The organism is Vibrio sp. A37 (genome assembly GCF_059777565.1).
This window is the reverse complement of record NZ_JBLNLI010000001.1, coordinates 702,686-725,161: the sequence shown is the minus strand read 5'-3', so window position 1 is coordinate 725,161 and position 22,476 is coordinate 702,686. Positions and strand designations below refer to the sequence as shown.

Sequence of the window (22,476 nt, the reverse complement as noted above, 5' to 3'; positions counted from 1 at the left end):
AAACAACTTTCAGAAGGCACTACTAATGATTTCAAATACTAGCTTGCAAGGGCTTGATAAACTTGACCGAAAAATACTTTCGAACCTGTTGTCTAATGGACGAGAGTCTATAGCAAATCTATCAAGGAATATTGGCTTGTCTAGGACGGCTGTCGCTGAGCGGATTAACAGGCTTGAACGATGCGGTATTATCAAAGGCTACACTGCGCAGATCAGGTTTGAGAGCGAAGGACGAAAAACCGCAAGCTACCTACTTATATCCTGTGAAAAAGGTAAGAAAAACGATGTGACTAATGCGCTGAGAGAAATCCCAGAAATTAGGTTAACAAGTATTGTTGGTGGAACATATGACATCATTGCGTTAATCGAAGCACCCGATTTACATTGCATTCATAACCTGTGCAATGAAATTGAGTCGTTTAAAGGAATTAAAAGCCTAAACAACACAATCGTACGGCACCAACCGATTGCGAGGTAGCAACAACAGAAAACGGCGAAAAGTAAAAAGGAGAACCGAAGTTCTCCTTTTCAAAGTTCAAGTCAGCGTCCTAATTAAAGAGCTGCTTTCGCTTTTTCAACTAAAACAGTAAATGCTGCTTTGTCGAATACTGCGATGTCTGCAAGGATCTTACGATCGATCTCGATAGATGCTTTCTTAAGACCGTTGATGAAACGGCTGTAAGATAGACCATTTTGACGAGATGCTGCATTGATACGTGCAATCCAAAGTTGACGGAATTGACGTTTCTTATTGCGACGGTCACGGTATGCGTATTGACCAGCTTTAGTAACAGCTTGGAAAGCTACGCGGTAAACACGTGAACGTGCTCCGTAGTAACCTTTAGCTTGTTTTAGAACTTTCTTATGACGTGCACGAGCTTGTACACCACGTTTTACGCGAGGCATTATGCTTCTCCTAAACTAAACGATAATAAACTAAAAAGAATTAAGCGTATGGCATCATACGAACAACTGCAGCCACTTCACATTTAGGAAGGATTGCGTTTGGACGTAGTTGACGCTTGTTCTTAGTAGTACGCTTAGTCAGGATGTGACGTTTAGTAGCGTGCTTGTACTTAATACCACCAGCAGTTTTCTTGAAACGCTTAGCAGCACCTTTGTTGGTTTTCATCTTAGGCATGATGAATAACTCCGCATTGTGATAGTTTAATTAACAATGTAATTAGGGCGAATAAAACCCCGCCACTTTCCTTCTTGTGAAAGGTCAACGACAGGGTTTATTACTTGTAAGCCGTTAATTACTTCTTCTTAGGGGCTAGCACCATAATCATTTGACGGCCCTCGATACGATTTGGGAAAGACTCCACCACTGCTAATTCAGCTGTGTCTTCTTTCAATCGATTAAGAACGTCAACACCGATATCTTGGTGCGCCATTTCACGGCCACGGAAGCGAATTGTTACCTTCACTTTGTTGCCGTCTTCTAGGAAACGCGTCAGGTTGCGTAGTTTTACCTGATAGTCTCCTATATCAGTTCCAGGGCGGAATTTTACTTCCTTAATCTGGATCTGCTTTTGTTTTTTCTTCTGCTCTTTAGCAGCTTTGCTCTTCTCGAAGAGGAACTTGCCATAGTCCATCACACGACAAACTGGTGGCTCGGCGTTAGGGCTGATCTCTACGAGATCCATACCAGCTTCATCAGCTGCTTCTAGTGCTGCGTTGATTGATACAACACCAACGGACTCACCGTCAGCACCAGTTAAACGAACTTCACGTACGCCACGAATTTCACCGTTTAGTCTGTGCTGGTTTTGTTTGGCCGGTTGTTGGCCACGTCTTCCGCCTTTAATAGTTTATTCCTCCAGATTGAGCTTACGGGTAGAAACCTCGGCTTGGATGTATGAGATAAAGTCATCCACTTTAAACTTGCCTAGGTCTTTACCTTTACGTGTACGTACTGCAATTTCTCCAGCTTCCATTTCTTGGTCGCCACAAACCAGCATATACGGAACACGCTTCAAAGTATGTTCGCGGATTTTAAAGCCAATCTTCTCATTTCTCAAGTCCGCTTTGGCTCTAATTCCACTTTTTTGTAGTTTTTGTGCAACTTCTTGAACGTAATTCGACTGCTTGTCAGTAATATTCATTATTACTGCTTGCTCTGGTGCCAACCACGTTGGGAAGAAGCCTGCGTATTCTTCAATAAGAATGCCGATGAATCTTTCCAGTGAACCTAAAATTGCACGGTGAATCATCACTGGCACATTACGTTCGTTGTTCTCACCAACGTAAGTTGCACCAAGACGACCCGGTAGGTTGAAGTCTAGCTGAACCGTCCCACACTGCCAGGCACGATCTAGACAATCATAAAGCGTGAATTCGATCTTCGGTCCATAGAATGCACCCTCGCCTTCTTGAATTTCAAATGGAATATCCATTGAGTTCAGCGACTCTTTCAGCGCTTCTTCTGACTTGTCCCAGATTTCATCTGAACCAACTCGCTTTTCAGGGCGAGTAGACAACTTAACCACGATATTGTCGAAGCCGAACGTGTTGTACACGTCATAAACCATCTTGATACAAGCAGTCACTTCTTCTTGTATTTGGTTTTCAGTACAGAAGATATGTGCGTCATCTTGAGTAAATCCACGTACACGCATAATACCGTGCAGTGCACCTGACGGCTCGTTACGGTGACATGAACCAAACTCAGCCATGCGTAGTGGTAAATCACGGTAAGATTTCAAACCTTGGTTGAAAATCTGTACATGACCAGGGCAGTTCATTGGCTTGATTGCGTATTCACGGTTCTCTGAAGAAGTTGTGAACATCGCTTCCGCGTATTTGTCCCAGTGACCAGAGCGTTCCCATAGAACGCGATCCATCATCAATGGGCCTTTTACTTCCTGATAACCGTATTCTGTCAGCTTTTCACGTACGAACACTTCAAGATCGCGGAAAATAGACCAACCATTGTGGTGCCAGAACACCATACCCGGAGCTTCTTGCTGCATGTGGAACAAGTCAAGATGCTTACCAATCTTACGGTGGTCACGTTTTGCGGCTTCTTCTAGACGAGTGAGATGCGCTTTTAGCGCTTTTTTGTCATGGAAAGCTGTGCCGTAAATACGTTGCAGCATCTTGTTGTCGCTATTACCACGCCAGTATGCGCCAGCAACATTTAATAGAGTGAAGTGCTGACAAAAGCCCATATGTGGTACGTGTGGTCCACGACACATATCGATATATTCTTCGTGATGATATAAGCCCGGACGATCGTCTCTTGATACGTTTTCGTCTAAGATTTCCATCTTGTAAGTTTCGCCACGAGATTCAAATGTATCGCGCGCTTCTTGCCAACTTACTTTTTTCTTGATGACTTGATACTTCGTCTTCGCAAGCTCTTTCATGCGCTTTTCGATTTTTTCTAAATCTTCTTGCGTTAGAGAGTGCTCCAAGTCGATATCATAATAGAAGCCGCTGTCGATGGTTGGACCAATCGCCATTTTCGCTTCTGGATAAAGCTGCTTAATTGCATGACCAAGTAAGTGCGCACAAGAGTGACGAACAATTTCTAACCCATCAACGTCGTCTTTAGCGGTGATGATTTCTAAACTCGCATCGCTTTCGATAAGATCACAAGCATCAACACGATTGCCATCAACACGTCCAGCAATGGTTGCTTTCGCTAAACCAGGACCGATAGATTGAGCAACTTCGAGAGTAGAAACAGGGTTGTCAAATTGACGCTGACTGCCGTCAGGAAGAGTAATAATAGGCATTATTTGTCCTTTACAGTGGTGTTGCACACCAAGCAACACGTGTTCAGTTTAAATGACGTTGTCTCTATTTGAGATAAAGAGATAAAACGCAAAATTCTGTGGAGAGCATTTGACGCAAATACCAATGCATCGTTGCAATCCAGCAGCATTGTAACGGAATAAAGTGAAATGACAATATTTGTGTTTTACTCAAATGGATGGGGTGCTCAATACTACGTTAGCCCGCAACAAAGGAATTTGAACAGGAATCAATACCACAAGATCAATTTTAGAAAGGAAATTGCACTTGCATTCGCACGTCGCCATCGTAGTTTTCGTGCCATAAATAGTCAAATCGAACCCGGGGTTGGCCCGATTGCTTGTTGCCAAACCCTAAACTCAATTGCACGCCATGATTCATAACCCAAGCTTCTGGGTCCGAAGTCAGATCGATGCTGCTTTGCCCAGTATAAGTGGTATTGTGATAAGTAGTACCTAAATTATAATTGCTATCAGTATCAGGGCTCCAAATACCAAACCCCAGATGACCAAAAGAGTACTGATCGGAAAGAAAAGGTTCCGATTTATATTTAAGCCCCCAATCAGACCAGTAATTATTGCTCGACGCTTTACTAGCATCTGAAACTTTACTAGCATCTGAAACTTTACTAGCATCTGAAACTTTACTAGCATCTGAAAAATTAAAATCAGGAAGTTTAGACGAATACGTTGTCTTTAAGCGCTGAGTATCAGAAGAAGAAACACAAAGCGGAGAACGATTATCTTTGGCAGAAAATTCTGAATTCCCAGCGTTTTCAGCGCTATCAGAGAGCGGCGTAGTGCAAAGGGCGAAAGACTGGAAAGGCAACCAGATAAGCAGCATTAAAATTCCAATCTTATACATTTCGTAAACCTATAACATATCTCAAGCCCAACCAACTGGAGTCAGGCCTTGTAAATATTTAGCTCTCTCAGTATTCGAGTAACACTCGGTGTGGTCAAAGAGCTAACATCCTTATTTTCTAATAGTTCATCCCGAACCATAGTACTTCTAACAGCAACCGTTTCAGGGCAGGCTAACACATTCCATTTCGTTAATATTTCTTCGGCCTTATAAAATTGGCAAAACTTCACGAAATTATCTGGTCCAACAACAAACGTTAAATTAGAGTTTGGATAATTGCTTTGCAATTTATCCAATACAGCATACGTAGTAACGCTCTTCTCCGGTTCAAATAGACACTCTTCAACGTCAGAAAGTTCCACTTTGGCTAAATTTAAATCACTAATGAAGGCTTCAACAAGCTGACAGCGTACATCGTAATCTGCCATTTCTTTCCCCCACGCGTGACTAATACTCGGGACTAGCAAGATCTGATCAAAGTGCTCGAGTGACTCAATCACACTTTTATGACCTAACGTCGGTGGGTTGAATGCGCTACCAAATACAGCGATTTTGTTCATTTTATACCCTAATTGCCGTGAAAAATTCGTTCACGGTTTTTTAATCGAGTGAAATCGGTATGATATTATACCCAAGTAACCTCAATATGCTTGAGTATATTTTTAAACAAAACGTTAACGCTAGCAGGAATATTTTAATGGAACAGCAAATTCGAGATGAGATGCGAGTACTTCCGTCTATCGATCCTCACTATGAGATCACAAGACGTGTAAGTTTCATCAAACAAAAACTTCAAGAGTCAGGATGTAAAGCTCTAGTTCTCGGTATCAGCGGTGGTATTGATTCAACAACTTGTGGCCGTTTAGCACAGCTTGCAGTGGAAGAGCTAAATAAAGAAACAGACAGTGAGCAATACAAATTTGTTGCCGTGCGTTTACCATTCGGAGAGCAAAAAGACGAAGACGAAGCACAACTAGCCTTGTCTTTCATTCAGCCGACTCATTCTGTATCAGTCAATATTCAAGCAGGTGTTGAAGGTACACACTCAGCAACTCGCTCAGCTCTGAGCGAACACGGCCTGCTACCGAGTGACGAGTCTAAAGTTGATTTTGTCAAAGGTAATGTAAAAGCGCGCACACGCATGGTTGCTCAATACGAAATCGCAGGTTATGTCGGCGGCCTAGTGTTAGGTACTGACCATTCAGCAGAAAACATCACTGGCTTCTATACCAAGTTTGGTGATGGCGCTTGTGACTTAGCACCTCTATTTGGATTGAGTAAACGTCAAGTTAGAGAAGTCGGTGCAACGCTTGGTGCGCCAGAAGTGCTAGTTAAGAAAATTCCAACTGCTGATTTGGAAGAGTTAAATCCGCAAAAAGCTGACGAAGACGCACTAAACCTAAGCTACGATCAGATTGATGATTTCTTGGAAGGGAAACCACTACCTCAAGAAGTTTCAGATAAGATTGTCGGTATTTATAAAGCAACTCAGCACAAGCGTTTACCTATACCAACTATCTACGATTAAGTTCTTAGCTTCTGAATAGGGAGTGAAAAGCTCCCTATTTATCTAAACATTTGCAGCCTTGCCGCTTCGTCTAAAGTAGGCCAAAAAGCCTAACCCTATAAGACTCAACCAGCCAAACGAGCCACCGGAATCCCCAGACGAACTTGTTGAGGTCGAGTTTAGATAAGCCCAACGCTTAGTATCTGTTGCGACATAGTTAGCCGTTTCACTACCAGCGAGAACGTTATCAATCCAAGTTCGATAGTCATAGATCTCAGTAAAAACAGAAGTAACCCCAACCGTTGATTGGGTTCCACATGTACTAGGACCAAAACTTGTAATACCCACTTGCACCCATCTCGTAAAGGCAGAGTCATACCAATATACTGGCCCACCAGAGTCTCCTGAACAAGTACTATTGTACAATCCACCTACGTTGTTATTACTAGTAAAGCAGATTTGCTTATCCGTTACTGCACTATACCCATCACCGTCATTGCAATAGTCCCAATCGTTAACGTAAGTTAGATCAGTACCTAATAAATCATCACTATTGTCTACTCCAGTCGAGGTATTACCATGACCAATCGCCTTAAACGAATCATTTACATCTTGATATGACTGATCACTGGGTCGATTCGCAGCGGTATAATAAGTCAATGCTCTTTCAAGCTTGATAATAGCGATATCATTTGCCCACAAATCGTTCACTGAATCGGAGTAATCTGAACGATAATAAAACTCGCTCGCCATCACTCGTTCAGTCGTCAAACTGTAAGGAAAGTCACTCTCATTTTGCAGTTGAGGAACAACAGAAAGGAAAAGCATCTTGTTTTCATCAGCGCTGCCATTGCCATCAAAAATACAATGCGCAGCGGTCAAGATATATTCAGAGTTTAGTATAGTCGCGCCACAATATGTTGAAGTCCCGTAAAGCCCATCGTAATCAATACGATCATAAAACAAGCTCGCAAACTCAGGGTAAGTTGTTGTCGAGACCACCGAGCCATTTACGATATAAAGAGTCGGCCCTCCACTCGCTCTCGTATCAAAGGCCAGCAAGCATAACGTGAAAAATGAAAGTGCGCATTTGTTCAACTTCAAGATACTTTCCACCAAAACAAAACAGTGTTACGACATGTACTTAAAAGCAGAAAGCCTCCATATGGAGGCTTTCTTGCATCAAGTATGGACTATCTATCAGTATAGATTAGCCTCGATAGTAACGCTGAGGTACAAACGGCATTTTTGCGACCGTCATTGGTAGCATTTTACCACGCACTTGCGCGAACACTTCGGTGTCAATAGCAGACAAATCGGCTCTTACATAAGCCATAGAGACAGGTTTGCCAGCATTTGGCCCAGCTGTACCACTGGTCACCACACCGATTTTCGTACCTTCTCTGTCAAAAAGCTCTACACCTTCACGAACTGGAGCTTTGGTTTGACCAACAAGACCCACTCGCTTACGGGAAATATCTTTTGTTACGATTTGCTCAAGGATGATATCTGCACCTGGGAAGCCACCCGCTCTTTCGCCGTCTGCGCGGCGAACTTTGCTGATTCCCCATAGTAAGCTAGCTTCAACAGGCGTCGTAGTTGTATCTAGGTCATGGCCGTATAAACAAAGTCCGCACTCCAAACGAAGAGAATCACGCGCACCTAAGCCAATCCATTCAACTTGATCATAGGAAGTCAATTTACGCGCCAGCGCTTCAGCTTGCTCACTAGGTACAGAGATTTCGTAGCCATCTTCACCAGTGTAACCGCTGCGACTCACGTAGCACTCAATACCATCAATTAGCGTCTTTTTGATGTCCATAAACAACATATCCGCGACTTCAGGTTGAATATCAGCTAACACTTCAGCGGCTTTCGGACCTTGCAACGCAAGTAATGCCCTGTCTTCAATCACTTCTAGTTTTACATTTTCTGGTAGGTGTTTTGAGATATGTACGATATCTTGCGCTTTGCAAGCTGCATTCACAACTAGGAAAAGGTGGTCACCAAAATTAGCGACCATCAAGTCGTCTAAAATACCACCCTGCTCATTGGTAAAGAACGCATAACGCTGCTTACCTTCAGGAAGATCAATAATATCGACAGGAACCAATGACTCTAGCAGTTTGGCGGCACCTTCACCGTGCAGCCTTAGCTGTCCCATGTGTGATACGTCAAACAACCCTGCAGCATCACGAGTATGCAAATGCTCTTTTTTTACACCCAATGGATACTGAACTGGCATCTCATAGCCAGCAAACGGGACCATCTTCGCACCACATTCAACATGCAGAGAAAATAGTGGTGTCTGCAATAGCTGTTCATTTTCTTGAGTCATTGTGTTCTCCATAATAAGCCTAACTCGACCTGTCGAGTTTACCCTTATCCAGTTTTAGTTATTGTTTACCCAAGCAAGCGAAATTTACTTTAGGTTTTTCGTGTTTCCAATAATCAACAAGCATGCCCTGCTTTTTTGTTCTTAACAAGTCAAAAAACTAAGACAAACTCATTTAATTAACATTTACAATACAAATACATTACTAATCATGATTAATTGATGCCGTAGAAAATAAGTATATCTTCAATCTACGCACCTCCATAGCAAACGTTTGCTTGAAATTTAGCAATCGTTTGCCTTCACTATTGGAAATTTAGATTCCCAAATCACTATCTTGCTGTCACCCATAAAATATGCGCGTCTTGTTCACTGACGGACACCAGCACATGTCCCATATTGGCGTCATAGTACACACTGTCGCCTTCGGCCATCTTCACCGGTTCATAGAATTCTGAATAAAACAAGATCTCTCCAGAAAGAATAAGTAAAAACTCCTCACCATCATGTCTCACCCAGTCGTTATACTCTTCAAAACTGCGTGCTCGAACACGACTTTTAAACGGCATCATCTTCTTATTAGACAATTGAGTTGCGAGTAATTCATGTTCGTAAGTAGGTGTCGGATGCGGCTTTCCTTCTCCATTTCGATTTAAATCTCGACGGCCAGTAGCGACTTTTTTCTTAGGTGGTTCAAATAGTTGAGGCATATCTATTTGCAAACCATTAGCCAGTTTTTGCATTGCTTGAAAAGTAGGAGAAATTTGTTCGTTTTCGATCTTGCTCAACGTAGAACGAGCAAGTCCGGTGCGCTGGCTAGCCTCTTCCAAAGTGATTCCCAGTTTGGAACGAATCTGCTTTATACGCTCACCCAACTGCATTGGAGCGATGTTTTCCTCAGCAGACTCCCTTGCTAATTTCATCGACGGATATTCACTTAAGATGTCTTTAGACATGCCTTTCCCTCTTAATTTTAGGCTCCAAATATACAGCCAGCTCTGGCCAAAAAGTCAGAATGCTTCAATCACTCTTGTGTTGTATTAAAGCGTACTTTGACCTACTTTAAAAGAATTCATGTTTCCTATAGGAAATTTTTGATTGATTGTTGGTGACACTCAAGGTATGTTACTGGCTTGTTAGATGATGAGATACAAGCTCGGTTTCGAGCAAGTGACAGTGTTAACATTTACTTTGGTCACTTTTGCCCAACTTTTAGGGAATTAAGTTGCCTGCTTTGGCTCGTACAATTCCGAGTCAACGTGCAGTTGTTAGATTGGCCTAGCACACCAAATACAAACAGAACCAATTGGTGTGCTAACAAATAGGAAGGTCCTTAGCATATGAACCAAACATACAACAATCACAGCTTAGAAAGCTTTTTCACCACTAATCTATCTGCGACCGATGATGCTGTATTCGCTGCAGTACAAAATGAGCATCATAGGCAAAATGACCAGATAGAGTTAATTGCATCAGAAAACATCGTCTCTAAAGCTGTGATGCAAGCTCAAGGGACCTGCTTAACAAACAAATACGCTGAAGGCTATCCGGGCCGTCGCTACTATGGCGGTTGCGAACACGTAGACACAGTAGAAGCAATCGCTATCGAGCGCGCTAAACAACTTTTTAAATGTGAGTACGTAAACGTTCAACCTCACTCGGGCGCTCAAGCCAATGGCGCAGTCAAGCTTGCACTACTCCAACCGGGAGACACAATCTTAGGCATGTCACTGGATGCAGGAGGCCATTTAACTCACGGAGCACGTCCAGCGCTATCGGGTAAATGGTTCAACGCCGTGCAGTATGGCGTGGATCGTGACACTCTTGAAATCGATTATGATGCTGTTCGTGAACTTGCCATTGAACACAAACCTCAACTTATTATTGCAGGCGGCTCAGCTATTCCACGTACCATCGATTTTGCTAAATTCAGAGCCATCGCAGATGAAGTTGGCGCATTGTTAATGGTTGATATGGCACATATCGCTGGTCTAATTGCAACTGGCGCACACCCTAGTCCACTGCCTCATGCTCACGTTGTAACAACAACAACTCACAAAACGCTACGTGGCCCACGTGGCGGCATGATTCTAACCAATCATGAAGACATCATTAAGAAGATTAACTCGGCAGTATTCCCTGGCCTTCAAGGTGGTCCACTGATGCACGTTATTGCTGCAAAAGCGGTAGCATTCGGTGAAGCAATGGGCCCTGAGTTTAGCACTTACATCAATTCAGTGATCAACAACGCAAAAGTTCTCGCTGAAGTATTGCAAACTCGCGGGTGCGATATTGTGACTGGCGGTACCGACACCCATCTAATGTTGGTTGACCTTCGTCCAAAAGGCCTGAAAGGCAATCAAGTTGAAGAAGCACTTGAACGTGCTGGGATCACATGTAATAAAAATGGCATCCCATTCGACACTGAAAAGCCTATGATTACATCGGGTATTCGCTTGGGTACTCCCGCTGGAACCAGCAGAGGTTTTGGCGCAGAAGAATTTAAACTCATTGGTGAGTGGATCGGCGACGTTTTAGATGGGCTAGTTGAAAGCCCTGAAGGCAACTCCGACGTCGAAGGAAAAGTTCGTAAGCAAGTCAAAGAACTTTGCCGTCGCTTCCCTCTTTACCAGTAACTAATTGACATCCTTATAGCTATTTTTTTGGAGATAAAGCAATGGATAACACACTGAAGTTCGCAGATAGTCACGAGTGGGTTAAAGACAACGGCGACGGCACTGTAACTATCGGTATTTCACAACACGCACAAGAGATGCTAGGTGATGTGGTATTTGTAGACCTACCTGAAATTGAAGCTGAGATTGACGCAGGTGATAGCTTCTCTTTAGTAGAGTCTGTTAAAGCGGCTTCTGACATTTACGCGCCAGTTACTGGTGAAATTGTTGAAGTTAATGAAGAGCTTGAAGACAGTCCAGAGCTTATCAATGAAGAACCATACGAAGGTGGTTGGATCGTTAAAGTCAAGATGTCTGACGCTTCTGAGCTTGATAACCTGAAAAACGCTGAAGAATACGAAAACTCTATCGAAGAAGAGTAATTATAAACACAATATAAAGCTGCCCCAATTGGGCAGCTTTTTTACAGGTTCTAGTTTTTGTACCAATTGATATAATTAAAAGTATCACTTGCAGTGATTTATTACTGCTGGTAACTGAACCTTTAGAAGGTAAAGGATCCATGACTGATTTATTGAACAGCTCGCTTCTCAAGCAATTGGGAACGCAAAATGAATTTGTTGGCCGACACAATGGCCCAAACAAAGCAGACCAACAAAAAATGTTGGACGCTATCAATGTGGCCAATCTAGACGCATTAATTGACGAAACTGTCCCTAGCCAAATTCGTATCGAAAAGCCAATGTCGCTTACTGAAGCAAAAAGCGAAGCCGATATGTTAGAGGCAATGAAAGCGTTTGCTAACCAAAACCAAGTTAAGCGTACTTTCATCGGTCAGGGCTACTACAATACCTTTACTCCGAACGTCATTTTACGCAATGTGCTCGAAAATCCAGGCTGGTACACTGCGTACACACCATACCAACCAGAAATATCTCAGGGTCGCCTTGAAGCTCTGTTGAACTTCCAGCAGATGGTGATGGATCTTACAGGCATGGAAATCGCCAACGCATCACTTCTTGATGAAGCAACAGCAGCGGCGGAAGCCATGACGCTATGTAAGCGCGCTGGCAAAAGTAAGAGTAAAGTCTTCTTTGTTGCAGACGATGTTCACCCGCAAACTATTGAAGTAGTGAAAACACGTGCTGAATATATTGGCTTTGGGGTTCATATTGGCGCTCTAGATTCACTACCAGAACAAGACGTGTTCGGCGCATTAGTGCAATACCCAAGCACAACAGGTGAAGTGCGCGATCTAACAGACATTATTGCAAAAGCTCAAGCCAACAAAACGTTGGTCGCAGTTGCAACTGATTTACTTGCTAGCGCTCTACTAAAACCTGCGGGCGAAATGGGTGCGGACGTTGTTATCGGCTCAGCTCAACGTTTCGGTGTTCCAATGGGATACGGCGGTCCACATGCTGCATTCATGGCAACACGTGACAAACATAAGCGTACAATGCCAGGCCGTGTTATTGGTGTTTCAATCGACACAAATGGCAACCAAGCTCTACGTATGGCAATGCAAACTCGCGAGCAGCACATCCGCCGCGAAAAAGCCACATCAAACATCTGTACCGCTCAAGCACTACTGGCTAACATGGCTGCGTTCTATGCAGTGTTCCACGGTTCAGTAGGCTTGCGCACCATCGCTCGTCGTACTCACCACATGACTGCAATTCTTGCAGCTGGTTTGACAAAATTTGGCTACGAGCTCGCTCACAACAGCTTCTTTGATACCATCACGATTAACACCGGTAACAAAACAGCCGATATTTATCAAAAGGCACAAAAAGCCGATATCAACCTACGCAACTTCTCAGATCAACTCGGTATCAGTTTCGATGAGACAACCACTGTTGCAGATATCACAGCACTATTTGACGTTTTTGGTATTAAAGAAGACGTTGCTGCTCTTTCTACAGAAATCGAACAAAACGAATTTGCGGCGATCCCAGAGAACTGCCGCCGTGAATCTTCATTCTTAACTCATCCTGTTTTCAATACGCACCACAGTGAAACACAGATGATGCGTTATCTTAAGCAGCTAGAAAACAAAGACTTTTCACTGACTCACGGAATGATCCCACTTGGCAGCTGCACAATGAAACTTAACGCTGCTGCTGAGATGATTCCCGTGACTTGGCCAGAGTTCGGCGCGATTCATCCATTTGCACCATTAGAACAAGCGGCGGGATACACTGCCCTAGCAGAAGATCTTAAGCAAAAGCTTTGCGAAATTACTGGCTACGATGGCTTCTCGCTACAGCCAAACTCTGGCGCATCAGGTGAATACGCTGGCTTAATCGCGATTCAACGCTACCACGCAAGCCGTGGTGAAGGTCACCGTAATGTTTGCTTAATCCCAAGCTCTGCTCACGGCACAAACCCGGCTACCGCTTCTATGGTTTCAATGAAGGTGGTGGTTGTTAAATGCGATGCTGACGGCAATATCGATATGACTGATCTTGAGGCGAAAATTGAGAAACATAAAGATAACCTATCAAGCATCATGATCACTTACCCTTCAACACACGGTGTGTACGAAGAGCAAGTAAAAGAAGTGTGCGAAAGAGTGCACGCAGCCGGCGGCCAAGTTTATCTTGATGGCGCAAATATGAATGCTCAAGTTGGTTTAACTTCACCTGGCTTTATTGGCTCAGATGTGTCGCACTTGAACCTTCACAAAACATTCTGCATTCCACACGGTGGTGGTGGCCCAGGCATGGGTCCTATCGGTGTAAAATCTCACCTAGCTCCTTTCCTACCGGGACACATTGAGAACGGCGTTCAAGGTAAAGACTACGCAGTTTCTGCGGCAGATTTAGGCAGTGCGTCTATCCTACCTATCTCATGGGCATACATTGCCATGATGGGTGAAGAAGGCCTGACTGAAGCAACTAAAGTCGCTATCCTAAATGCCAACTATGTGATGGAGAAACTTCTTCCTCACTATCCTGTTCTTTATCGTGGCACAAACGGCCGTGTTGCTCACGAATGTATTATCGACATTCGCCCACTGAAAGAAGAGACAGGCATCAGTGAAGAAGATATCGCAAAACGCTTAATGGACTACGGTTTCCATGCGCCAACTATGTCTTTCCCTGTTGCTGGCACTCTGATGATTGAGCCAACTGAATCGGAAGATTTAGAAGAGCTAGATCGTTTCTGTGAAGCAATGATTGCTATTCGTCATGAAATGACCGCAGTGAAAGAAGGTAAATGGCCGTTGGACAACAACCCACTTGTTAACGCACCACATACTCAAGTTGACCTATCATCGGACGAATGGAACCGCCCTTACCCACGTGAGCTAGGCGCTTTCCCGACAGCGTCAACTAAGATCTGGAAATACTGGCCAACGGTTAACCGCGTAGACAACGTATACGGCGACCGTAACTTAATCTGTTCTTGCCCAAGTATTGAGAACTACGAAGAAGAGTAAGTTGAAAAGTTTCGACATTATAATAAAGGCGAACCACTTGGTTCGCCTTTTTGTTTCACTTAACAGCAAATTACTGCCATTATGCTTTTTTGACGAACTTCGCGGTTACCATCATCTCTCCAGCACCATCAACTTTACAATCGAGTTGGTGATCCTTGCCTTCTACAATTCGCCTGATGACGGCTTTGGTGCCAATTTTCAGCACTAGCGAACTGCCTTTTACTTTTAGATCTTTTACCAATGTGACTTTGTTACCTTCTTGCAATAAAGTGCCATTGGCATCTTTTACCGATAAAGCTTCATTCTCAGCTAAGATTTCAGTTGGATCCCATTCATAGGCACATTCTGGACAAACTAAATGACCTTGATCTTGATAAACAAATTCTGAATCGCATTTAGGGCAAGGGGGAAAAGACATAGTTTACTTCATTTCTAAATTTATCTTGCCTCAGATGATAATGCCTCTTGAAGCTATTAGCGAGTACATTAAACAAATAGTACGATTAGGCCTAACGATGAAGAATTTCTATATAGCTTTTCAGTAATTCCACTATCTGATTAGCCTTGTGGCACAGAGGCTTAGTGCTTAAGTGAAAAGTGGACAACGGAAAATCCTCGATTTCAACGGGAAGCTTTTTCAGCTGCCCATTTTTAATATATTTTTTTGTGTGAATAGACGAAGAAACCGTTGCAGCCTGTCCAGACAACGCAAGCTTAATCCGAGCTTCTGGATTATCAATTTCGTATAGTATGCTGCCATTCGATTGAATCTTCTGAAAGTAATTGACGTAAAAACTGCTTTTTGAGGTTTTTAACACCTCAACTTGTGGAAAGGTCCAAGGATATTGCGTGATATCTAATTCGGAATTGAGGAACGCCGCTTTCGGCGAAGCTACAGCATCAACTTCAACACCGATTAAAGGCTTACACACAAGCTGCTCTACATTTGTTAGCATCTGTTGTGCTTCCGAGTGACAAATAAAGAAGTCTATATTTCCTTGTAAAAGGTTACGATGCAATTTTGACGGGTTTGCTCCCATTACCGAAACTCGAACGTCTTTGAATTTTTCAGAAATTATCTTTGAAATCAGCATACTTCCTAAAGGAGCAATAACTTTACCAAAGCCTATCTTGATTTCACCAAAATCACCTTTTGTAATCACATCAAGCTCATTACATATCGCTTGGGCAGAAGAACACAACTCTGTGCACTTAGGATATAGCTGCTTTGCAACATCCGTAGGAGAAAATAAACGAGTATCGCGATTAAATAAAATCGCACCAAATTGCTTTTCTATGCTTTTTAAACTCTTAGAAATCGTAGGTTGCGAAACATTACAGTCTTGAGCTGCTTTAGATATACTTCCTAGTTCATAAACACTGACAAAGTATCTAATATTTTTAATACTAATATCTTCAATTTTTTCTATCACAGCCACACTCAACAAACAATATTATATTAAAGTCACATCTTTTTAGAATTATATTTTCAATCTTATTGGGTAGAATACTAACTGCTTAAAGATAATATTACAAGATAGAATAGAGCTATTACTTTTTGTAACATCTTATATGCCAAAGCACACGTATCAATAGACACTTTGTTGAATTGAAATTAGTTTTACGACCAGATAAAGATATAACTTATTGTATTTTATATATCTTGCATAAAAGCTTAATTTTCGTAGTAAGATTTTAAAAGAATAGTTTACTATATAAGTTAAGATAATTAGAATTAACTTTCAAAACATCCATATATTTTGAAATAACTTCAAATGTTAATTTCTAATAATTATAAACTAATCGCCATCTGTATATTTTTTCATTATTCTTTCAATCGTTCCGTTTAGATACATTTTCCTAAGTTCTTCAGACAAACCCTCAAGCTCTCCCAATGAAATATTCTTATTGCAAGCCAAACCACGTAAGGTGCTAAAGTAAGCTAGCCTAGCTTTAATATCACCACTCATTGAAGCTTGCTTCAATAAATAGTTCGCAACCAACACGTCTGTTGCCCACACATCTATACGGTGACTACGAAGTTTCAATATATTTTGTTCGTCGCGTGTCGTTTTTTCGACTTTAAAACCCTGCCCTTCCAAATACTGTGCTGTCGCACTTCCTAAGTAAGAACCTATGTTAAGTTTCGCGACATCATTGAGGGTTCGGATGTCAACTTCTGAGTTTGAATTTGTGTAAAAAGCGGTTTGAGTAATCAGTATAGGACTGACCCAATGAAATTGTGCTTCACGCTCTTGGTTGCGCTGAACCGGGAAAACACAAGTATTGGGGTTATCAAGAGCATTGGTATAGGCACGCTTCAAAGGAACAATTCTAACTTGATAATCTAATTTAGCATTCTTGAATAGTTGGGATACCACCTCAACAGCAGCGCCAGTCAATTGTCCATTTTTTTTATGGGCATAAGGGGGTAAAGAGTCGGTCAGTAAAGTAAACGTTTTAGCTTGTAGACCTGACGACGCCATACTACTAAAAGCAATAATCAATAGTGTTATCCAATTTTTCATAAATCTCCTAATCCCACGCCTTCAATGACTCTTCATAAGAAAGTGTTATTGCTTGAGGTTTTTCATTTTCTAGTTTGGGTTTCGGAGCTCCAGGTTTTGATAGCCAATAACTCGCAGATCTGCGCTCGTTGAGTTTAGGAGCACAAGCTTGCTGCCCCCCTTGCGCAAGCTTCTTAAGCCGTTCGTCCATCTCGTCCGCCATTTTATTCATCGCTTGTTGAGGACTTAAAGAATTATTTGAAACTAAAGCGATATTTTTCCACCATAGATCGGCTAGCTTAGGGTAGTCTGGCACATTCGTACCCGTTGGCGTCCACACATTTCGAGCTGTACTTCGATAAAACTCAATGAGCCCTCCATATTTATGAGCCACCTTACTCATTAACTCTGAATGAATATCAGAGTTTCGAATAGGCGTAAGCCCTACCAACGTTTTCTTCAATGACACTGTCTTTGATACTAAGAACTGAGCGTAAAGCCATGCTGCTTTTCGTCGCTGCAATGGCGTACTTGTGAGGAATGTCCATGCTCCTACATCTTGATACCCTAGTTTCATCCCTTGCTGCCAATAAGCACCTCTAGGAGAGGGGGCCATTCTCCATTTCGGCGTACCATCTGAATTGGTAACGGGTAAGCTGGGGGCCGTTAAAGAAGCGGTAAAAGCGGTATACCAAAAAATTTGCTGTGCAATATTCCCTTGTCCAGGCCAGACACCGGCTTCCGTAAAATTCATGGTATAAGACTTTGGCGGCGCGTATTTTTTTAACCACTCGTTATATTTTCGAATTGAATAGACAGCTGCCGGACTATTAAGTGCTCCGCCCCTCTCCACTGAAGAGCCGACAGGGTGACAACCTTCAACACGAATTCCCCATTCATCTACCGGTGTTCCGTTTGGCAAGCCCTTATCTCCTGCGCCCGCCATAGATAACCAAGCATCGGAAAAACGCCACCCCAGAGAAGGGTCATACTTACCATAATCCATATGACCATAAACTTTTTCCCCATCAATCTCTTTCACATGAACGGTGAAAAACTCAGCAATATCTTCATATGCTGACCAATTTTGTGGCACATCTAATTCATAGCCATAAATACTGCGGAATTGGGTTTTAAGATCTGGGCGAGAGAACCAATCATGTCGATACCAATACAAATTGGCAAACTGTTGATCGGGAAGTTGATAAATTTTGCCATCAGGGGCTGTAGTAAAACGGATCCCTATAAAGTCATCAATATCAAGTGTTGGAAGTGTCACCTCTCTACCTTCATTTTTCATAAAATCACTTAGAGAAACGACTTTTCCTGATCGATAATGAGTGCCTATCAAATCACTATCGTTAATGTAAGCATCATAGATGCTATAGTCCAATTCCACCTGCGTTGATATTTTCTTAACAACATCATCTTCGCCAGTGATTTCATGAATGACCGTTATACCCGTGATATCTTCAAAGGCTTTAGCTAAAGTGTTCGCTTCATACCAATGGGTATCAATGCGCTCTGATACGACTCGCACCGTGATATTTTGATATGGCTTCGCGGCTTCAACAAACCACGCCATTTCTTCTAGCTGCTGTTGTCTAGTTAACGTGCTTTGCTTAAATTCCCTATCTATCCAACTCTTAGCTTCTTTTATTCCTGAAAATGCTTGACCACTGAGCGCATACGCTAAAAACATTAAGGAGATTCGAAGCCACGACTTTGATGAATTCCCTGTCATCATACATGCCTTCTTTTGTTTAAGGGATAAGATAAAAAATAGTAGTAAAACCTAGCAAGCGACAGATTCTTTTCCCATCAATAACAAATTTATCATTAATTTCTATGTTAGCTAATGGCACAGCTAAATTTTGCTAGGAAGCAAGAGGACTATGTAGCTGCTATGATACTTGCTCGGCGGCTTTACTCTGAGACTTTTTCTAATACTGAAAGAAGTAAGATGTGTGAGTGTTTCTGCTGGTACTGATCGTAATATTGACATTCAGCAACGCCGTTGTCGTAATCCACAAGCATGACATCCATAATTGGTAGATGATCGAACATCAAGTCAAACATACCATCATTAGGCTTTACGTGATCTCCAACAACCAAGTGATTTTTCTCTTCCATGCCAATACCATTTCACATTTTCAACAACCCAAACTCTCCTCTTCCCTTCAGCGCGGGATTTGTTTAGGTACCTATAATTCTATATCAAATTTTACTCAATGCATGAAATGGTAGAAAACAACTGTTTTTCAGATAGATATATTGATAGTTTCCTAATAAAAAACGCCAAACAAAAAGTTTGGCGTTTTTTATTAGGAAACTATTTAATCGACTTTAAATTAAATTTTGTAGCAGTATTCTAAACTATAGTCCTCGCCACTTTTTGAAACGAACTCTTTGTCTTCACTACAAACTTTTGGCTTTCCAAGCTCATCACCTTTAATCAAGCTGACCCAGTGACGCATAGCTGCAATAGATGACTCACTCGACCCCATCGCTAACTTTGTGCAAGTCTCAAGCTGGATGTCTGCAATATCAATAAATTCAATACTCCCTGTACCTTTGTGACGACCTAACATCACTTCTACATGGCTACCTGCTGAATCTTTCAACAAAATTGATGATGGATCTTCTTTTTCACCATTGTAAGCAACGAAATGCTTTGGATGTTTCAAACCACTGTGGCTACCATCTTTGAAATATGCCATAACGTGTCGATAGTCAATCACATAAGAAGTGACATCTTGATGTGAACCATTCTCTAGAGGGAATATCGTATCGAGTAACTGCTTAGCCTTTTGCTGTTTCTCTTGCTGCTTATTTGCGCTAATGGTTTCCACGGCAAACACTGCTTCAGCGATAAACGGCTTGTCCTGTTCTTGAATGTCATTGTTACCAAAAGTCAGCATATTCATAGTCTTCCCCTCAGGATATTTCTAAAAACTCCGCAATGAAGCAAATAATTTATATCTAATATTCTTGACTTCGCAATTTTGTGATTTTGCTTACTATGTAGATTAGCTAATTTTTTACTACAATTTCACAACAAAAATTTTACAGTGTGAATTTTACAAAATGTCGTTGTCAAAAAGCTTAGTTCGTCAATCTCATTTCTTGGGTACCAAGATTCGCAACCTAAGAAAACGCAACCACTTAACGATGGAGGATTTGTCGGCGAGATGTATTCGCTTAAACCCTGACTATGCGCCTTCTGTTTCTTATCTTTCAATGATTGAGCGAGGTAAACGTGTCCCTAGTGTAGACATGCTCGAAGTCATCGCTGAAGTGTTTCAAAAAGAGCCTGCTTGGTTCTTGGATGATGAACCAGAAGAAAGTGAAATTACGCCAGACAAAGGTAATCGCGGCGGGATCAGTGGTATGGCTTTAGAGCCAAGTTTCCTATTCTCAAATGAAATTTTACAAATCGCAATTCCTGAAATGCTTTCTCAAACGGGTATTACAGGTCGACAGTTCGCGCACTTACTGATTCGTGCACATCAAGAGAAAAACCAAAACCACTTCCCTGATCTAGAGCGTGCGGCTGAAGAAGTTGGCCATAAACGCCTCAACTTAGCGGTTGACGACTTAATCGATATTGCGAAGAGCTTAGGTATCAGTATCCGTTGGGTAAACCGAACACCGCAAGATGTCGTTGATGAACTCGGGGTCAGTGCGAAACAATTAATCACTTCGTTTTTTGAACCGCCTACCACCATCTACTTAAACGAGATCTTAAAAAACTATCCTACTAGGCTCAAATATGACTTAGCTGTCTATGTCGGACACTGTATTTTGCATAGCAAAGAAGGGTTAAAGAGTGTTTTATCCGTAGGACACACCAACACTTGGGAAAGCAACGAGCCAGCTCAAAACTCCTCCGAGTTAAACTCAAAAGATATTTTGCTCGCTTGGAGAGATTTTGAATCAAGCTTTTTCGCAGGAGCCCTCCTTTGCCCAAAAGTCCCCTTCCGACAGCTACTGGACCGAACTGGGTACGAGATCGAAGTCCACAAAAAAGCGGGAGTATCACCATCAGTCGCGATGAGACGTATGACTGTTGTGTCTCCTTATCCACATTGGCACTACTTTGATGCCTATGGACAAAATAAGCTTAAAGCCGTCTACCGTGGTAATGGTATTCCTCTACCTTGGGGGAATATGCGCAAAGTCAATGATCCGTGCCAACACTGGGCGGTATTTAGGAGGCTCTCTGAGCCACAAGAAAGTAGCTCCTCACAAATATCCATCTTAAACGTTGGCGACGAACCTAGGATCTACTGCTGCGAATCAGTCAACATGACTGATCCAGCTGGTAACAACCGAGTTCTTTGCGCTGGTATTGACCTAAACCCTGCGATAGATGCGCAAGGTGGAGACTCTCGACAAATAGCTGAAGAGCTCAAAAACTCCTGCGTCGAAAGTGGTGGAAGCACAGTGATTCCTCGTCACATTAAAAAAGAATTCACCACAATCGCTAAAATTCTGAATATTAATTGGATCGAAAGAGGTATTGAGTCTAACGCTAGATTGATTTGTTCTCGTGGGGCCGTATGTCCACGAAAGCCAAGTTGCTATAGCAAATGCGATGGAGAAAACATTATTTAGCAGCCAAAAGAAAAAAGCCAATCACAATAAGCGTGATTGGCGGATATAAATTGTGAACAAATTGGTTCACTAACAACGTCAGTTGGCTAGGTAACCCTCGGCTTAATAAGGGTTGTTATGAGTAAAGCATATAGCGTGCCAATATATAAAAAGTAACTAAATATACCTTTTTCCATTGGTTTCAACTGGTTTCATGGAATGATGATGCATAAATTAATTGCAATTTGCGAATTATAACGAAAATACCAGCTATTACTTTGCATATTGCAATTCAATAACTTCACTTTATTTATAAAAGACCCAAATAGGGCCAATCAACACGAACTCTAACCGTTGTCTAAGAGATGGCATGATCCCTTCAACTTTATAGCCTATAAATTGCGCTAGCCAAAAAAGCGATAGACAACCAAGTGACAGGTGGAAAAGTGGTATTTGTAGTATAGATAGAGACCAGACCAAAGCTGCTGCTGCAACCAAAAAGCCAAACATCATAATGAACACCATGATAGATAACTTAAAGTAAAACGCTAAAACGACAACGGCAAAAACCCAAACCCAGCTGACACGCAACTCAGACAACTCAATTGAAGGTATTGACCATATCAACCCAATAAGTGCAACAAAAACTCCAGGTGCTGTTACTTGGTGGATTTTTGCATTAACGGAATTTTTATGGTTATAAGAATACTCTGAAAGCCACTCTGACAACTTCCTCATACTCTTCTCCTCTAAGTTGGTACCAAAGCAAAATTTATCTAATACCGATACCATTGAATGGTTCAATGCATTAAAGTTTAGAGCCT

General features: G+C 42.1%; 22 protein-coding genes. 6 read left to right on the top strand and 16 right to left on the bottom strand.

Annotation, left to right across the window (positions count from 1 at the left end; genetic code table 11):
- Positions 1–25: 25 nt before the first annotated feature.
- On the top strand, positions 26–478 hold the full coding sequence (locus ACM2FC_RS03075; protein ID WP_498479355.1) for an Lrp/AsnC family transcriptional regulator: 453 nt from the start codon (positions 26–28) through the stop codon (positions 476–478).
- A 74-nt stretch (positions 479–552) separates the two neighbouring features.
- Here the strand turns inward: ACM2FC_RS03075 and rplT are convergent, their stop codons facing one another.
- The 6 genes from rplT to ACM2FC_RS03045 form a co-directional block, all read right to left on the bottom strand.
- A complete protein-coding gene (rplT, locus tag ACM2FC_RS03070) occupies positions 553–906 on the bottom strand; it encodes a 50S ribosomal protein L20 (RefSeq protein WP_073605034.1) in 354 nt (117 codons plus the stop codon).
- Positions 907–946: 40 nt separating this feature from the next.
- A complete protein-coding gene (rpmI, locus tag ACM2FC_RS03065) occupies positions 947–1,141 on the bottom strand; it encodes a 50S ribosomal protein L35 (protein ID WP_004401085.1) in 195 nt (64 codons plus the stop codon).
- Positions 1,142–1,259: 118 nt separating this feature from the next.
- On the bottom strand, positions 1,260–1,811 hold the full coding sequence (gene infC, locus ACM2FC_RS03060; RefSeq protein WP_237360729.1) for a translation initiation factor IF-3: 552 nt from the start codon (positions 1,809–1,811) through the stop codon (positions 1,260–1,262).
- A gap of 3 nt (positions 1,812–1,814) precedes the next feature.
- Positions 1,815–3,743: a threonine--tRNA ligase gene (thrS, locus tag ACM2FC_RS03055; RefSeq protein ID WP_498479354.1), complete on the bottom strand. Its 1,929-nt coding sequence runs from the start codon at positions 3,741–3,743 to the stop codon at positions 1,815–1,817.
- Positions 3,744–4,011: 268 nt separating this feature from the next.
- Positions 4,012–4,626 (bottom strand): hypothetical protein, encoded by a 615-nt coding sequence (locus tag ACM2FC_RS03050; RefSeq protein ID WP_498479353.1) that lies wholly within the window; start codon positions 4,624–4,626, stop codon positions 4,012–4,014.
- Positions 4,627–4,667: 41 nt separating this feature from the next.
- The gene (locus tag ACM2FC_RS03045; RefSeq protein WP_498479352.1) at positions 4,668–5,186 is read right to left on the bottom strand and encodes a nicotinate-nicotinamide nucleotide adenylyltransferase; all 519 of its coding nucleotides are present in this window, start codon (positions 5,184–5,186) and stop codon (positions 4,668–4,670) included.
- A gap of 137 nt (positions 5,187–5,323) precedes the next feature.
- Between ACM2FC_RS03045 and nadE the strand changes: the two genes are divergently transcribed.
- The gene (gene nadE, locus ACM2FC_RS03040) at positions 5,324–6,154 is read left to right on the top strand and encodes an NAD(+) synthase (protein WP_498479351.1); all 831 of its coding nucleotides are present in this window, start codon (positions 5,324–5,326) and stop codon (positions 6,152–6,154) included.
- 42 nt (positions 6,155–6,196) lie between these two features.
- Here the strand turns inward: nadE and ACM2FC_RS03035 are convergent, their stop codons facing one another.
- The 3 genes from ACM2FC_RS03035 to ACM2FC_RS03025 all read right to left on the bottom strand — a co-directional run bounded on the left by ACM2FC_RS03035 (position 6,197) and on the right by ACM2FC_RS03025 (position 9,424).
- Entirely contained in the window at positions 6,197–7,237 is a 1,041-nt protein-coding gene (locus ACM2FC_RS03035; protein WP_498479350.1) for a S1 family peptidase, read from the bottom strand.
- A 106-nt stretch (positions 7,238–7,343) separates the two neighbouring features.
- Entirely contained in the window at positions 7,344–8,471 is a 1,128-nt protein-coding gene (gene gcvT / locus ACM2FC_RS03030; RefSeq protein WP_498479349.1) for a glycine cleavage system aminomethyltransferase GcvT, read from the bottom strand.
- A gap of 329 nt (positions 8,472–8,800) precedes the next feature.
- On the bottom strand, positions 8,801–9,424 hold the full coding sequence (locus tag ACM2FC_RS03025) for a helix-turn-helix domain-containing protein (RefSeq protein WP_498479348.1): 624 nt from the start codon (positions 9,422–9,424) through the stop codon (positions 8,801–8,803).
- Between the two features lie 384 nt (positions 9,425–9,808).
- Between ACM2FC_RS03025 and ACM2FC_RS03020 the strand changes: the two genes are divergently transcribed.
- The 3 genes from ACM2FC_RS03020 (at position 9,809) to gcvP (ending at position 14,549) form a co-directional block, all read left to right on the top strand.
- A complete protein-coding gene (locus ACM2FC_RS03020) occupies positions 9,809–11,104 on the top strand; it encodes a serine hydroxymethyltransferase (RefSeq protein WP_498479347.1) in 1,296 nt (431 codons plus the stop codon).
- 41 nt (positions 11,105–11,145) lie between these two features.
- Positions 11,146–11,526: a glycine cleavage system protein GcvH gene (gene gcvH / locus ACM2FC_RS03015; protein ID WP_498479346.1), complete on the top strand. Its 381-nt coding sequence runs from the start codon at positions 11,146–11,148 to the stop codon at positions 11,524–11,526.
- A 140-nt stretch (positions 11,527–11,666) separates the two neighbouring features.
- Positions 11,667–14,549, top strand: coding sequence for an aminomethyl-transferring glycine dehydrogenase (gene gcvP, locus ACM2FC_RS03010; RefSeq protein WP_498479345.1), 2,883 nt, complete (start codon positions 11,667–11,669; stop codon positions 14,547–14,549).
- 79 nt (positions 14,550–14,628) lie between these two features.
- On the opposite strand, the gene ACM2FC_RS03005 is transcribed toward gcvP, so the two are convergent.
- From ACM2FC_RS03005 to ACM2FC_RS02980, 6 genes are all read right to left on the bottom strand, one after another.
- Positions 14,629–14,967 carry a zinc ribbon domain-containing protein YjdM gene (locus ACM2FC_RS03005; RefSeq protein ID WP_498479344.1) on the bottom strand — a complete coding sequence of 113 codons (339 nt, stop codon included), beginning with the start codon at positions 14,965–14,967 and terminating at the stop codon, positions 14,629–14,631.
- A gap of 91 nt (positions 14,968–15,058) precedes the next feature.
- On the bottom strand, positions 15,059–15,982 hold the full coding sequence (locus ACM2FC_RS03000; RefSeq protein ID WP_498479343.1) for a LysR family transcriptional regulator: 924 nt from the start codon (positions 15,980–15,982) through the stop codon (positions 15,059–15,061).
- Positions 15,983–16,348: 366 nt separating this feature from the next.
- Positions 16,349–17,077: a substrate-binding periplasmic protein gene (locus ACM2FC_RS02995; RefSeq protein ID WP_498479342.1), complete on the bottom strand. Its 729-nt coding sequence runs from the start codon at positions 17,075–17,077 to the stop codon at positions 16,349–16,351.
- Between the two features lie 7 nt (positions 17,078–17,084).
- Positions 17,085–18,800: an ABC transporter substrate-binding protein gene (locus ACM2FC_RS02990; protein ID WP_498479510.1), complete on the bottom strand. Its 1,716-nt coding sequence runs from the start codon at positions 18,798–18,800 to the stop codon at positions 17,085–17,087.
- 182 nt (positions 18,801–18,982) lie between these two features.
- Positions 18,983–19,189: a hypothetical protein gene (locus ACM2FC_RS02985; protein WP_498479341.1), complete on the bottom strand. Its 207-nt coding sequence runs from the start codon at positions 19,187–19,189 to the stop codon at positions 18,983–18,985.
- 218 nt (positions 19,190–19,407) lie between these two features.
- On the bottom strand, positions 19,408–19,983 hold the full coding sequence (locus ACM2FC_RS02980) for an aldolase/citrate lyase/malate synthase family protein (protein WP_498479340.1): 576 nt from the start codon (positions 19,981–19,983) through the stop codon (positions 19,408–19,410).
- Between the two features lie 160 nt (positions 19,984–20,143).
- Between ACM2FC_RS02980 and ACM2FC_RS02975 the strand changes: the two genes are divergently transcribed.
- Positions 20,144–21,673, top strand: coding sequence for a DUF3612 domain-containing protein (locus ACM2FC_RS02975; protein WP_498479339.1), 1,530 nt, complete (start codon positions 20,144–20,146; stop codon positions 21,671–21,673).
- 285 nt (positions 21,674–21,958) lie between these two features.
- Here the strand turns inward: ACM2FC_RS02975 and ACM2FC_RS02970 are convergent, their stop codons facing one another.
- Positions 21,959–22,390, bottom strand: a complete 432-nt coding sequence (locus ACM2FC_RS02970) for an Mpo1-like protein (protein WP_498479338.1) — start codon at positions 22,388–22,390, stop codon at positions 21,959–21,961.
- Between the last annotated feature and the right edge of the window lie 86 nt (positions 22,391–22,476).

Coding starts and splice junctions, on each gene's coding strand:
- ACM2FC_RS03075 (WP_498479355.1), top strand. CDS start 26: ATGATTTCAAATACTAGCTTGCAAGGGCTTGATAAACTTGACCGAAAA.
- rplT (WP_073605034.1), bottom strand. CDS start 906: ATGCCTCGCGTAAAACGTGGTGTACAAGCTCGTGCACGTCATAAGAAA.
- rpmI (WP_004401085.1), bottom strand. CDS start 1,141: ATGCCTAAGATGAAAACCAACAAAGGTGCTGCTAAGCGTTTCAAGAAA.
- thrS (WP_498479354.1), bottom strand. CDS start 3,743: ATGCCTATTATTACTCTTCCTGACGGCAGTCAGCGTCAATTTGACAAC.
- ACM2FC_RS03050 (WP_498479353.1), bottom strand. CDS start 4,626: ATGTATAAGATTGGAATTTTAATGCTGCTTATCTGGTTGCCTTTCCAG.
- ACM2FC_RS03045 (WP_498479352.1), bottom strand. CDS start 5,186: ATGAACAAAATCGCTGTATTTGGTAGCGCATTCAACCCACCGACGTTA.
- nadE (WP_498479351.1), top strand. CDS start 5,324: ATGGAACAGCAAATTCGAGATGAGATGCGAGTACTTCCGTCTATCGAT.
- gcvT (WP_498479349.1), bottom strand. CDS start 8,471: ATGACTCAAGAAAATGAACAGCTATTGCAGACACCACTATTTTCTCTG.
- ACM2FC_RS03025 (WP_498479348.1), bottom strand. CDS start 9,424: ATGTCTAAAGACATCTTAAGTGAATATCCGTCGATGAAATTAGCAAGG.
- ACM2FC_RS03020 (WP_498479347.1), top strand. CDS start 9,809: ATGAACCAAACATACAACAATCACAGCTTAGAAAGCTTTTTCACCACT.
- gcvH (WP_498479346.1), top strand. CDS start 11,146: ATGGATAACACACTGAAGTTCGCAGATAGTCACGAGTGGGTTAAAGAC.
- gcvP (WP_498479345.1), top strand. CDS start 11,667: ATGACTGATTTATTGAACAGCTCGCTTCTCAAGCAATTGGGAACGCAA.
- ACM2FC_RS03005 (WP_498479344.1), bottom strand. CDS start 14,967: ATGTCTTTTCCCCCTTGCCCTAAATGCGATTCAGAATTTGTTTATCAA.
- ACM2FC_RS02995 (WP_498479342.1), bottom strand. CDS start 17,077: ATGAAAAATTGGATAACACTATTGATTATTGCTTTTAGTAGTATGGCG.
- ACM2FC_RS02990 (WP_498479510.1), bottom strand. CDS start 18,800: ATGACAGGGAATTCATCAAAGTCGTGGCTTCGAATCTCCTTAATGTTT.
- ACM2FC_RS02985 (WP_498479341.1), bottom strand. CDS start 19,189: ATGGAAGAGAAAAATCACTTGGTTGTTGGAGATCACGTAAAGCCTAAT.
- ACM2FC_RS02980 (WP_498479340.1), bottom strand. CDS start 19,983: ATGAATATGCTGACTTTTGGTAACAATGACATTCAAGAACAGGACAAG.
- ACM2FC_RS02975 (WP_498479339.1), top strand. CDS start 20,144: ATGTCGTTGTCAAAAAGCTTAGTTCGTCAATCTCATTTCTTGGGTACC.
- ACM2FC_RS02970 (WP_498479338.1), bottom strand. CDS start 22,390: ATGAGGAAGTTGTCAGAGTGGCTTTCAGAGTATTCTTATAACCATAAA.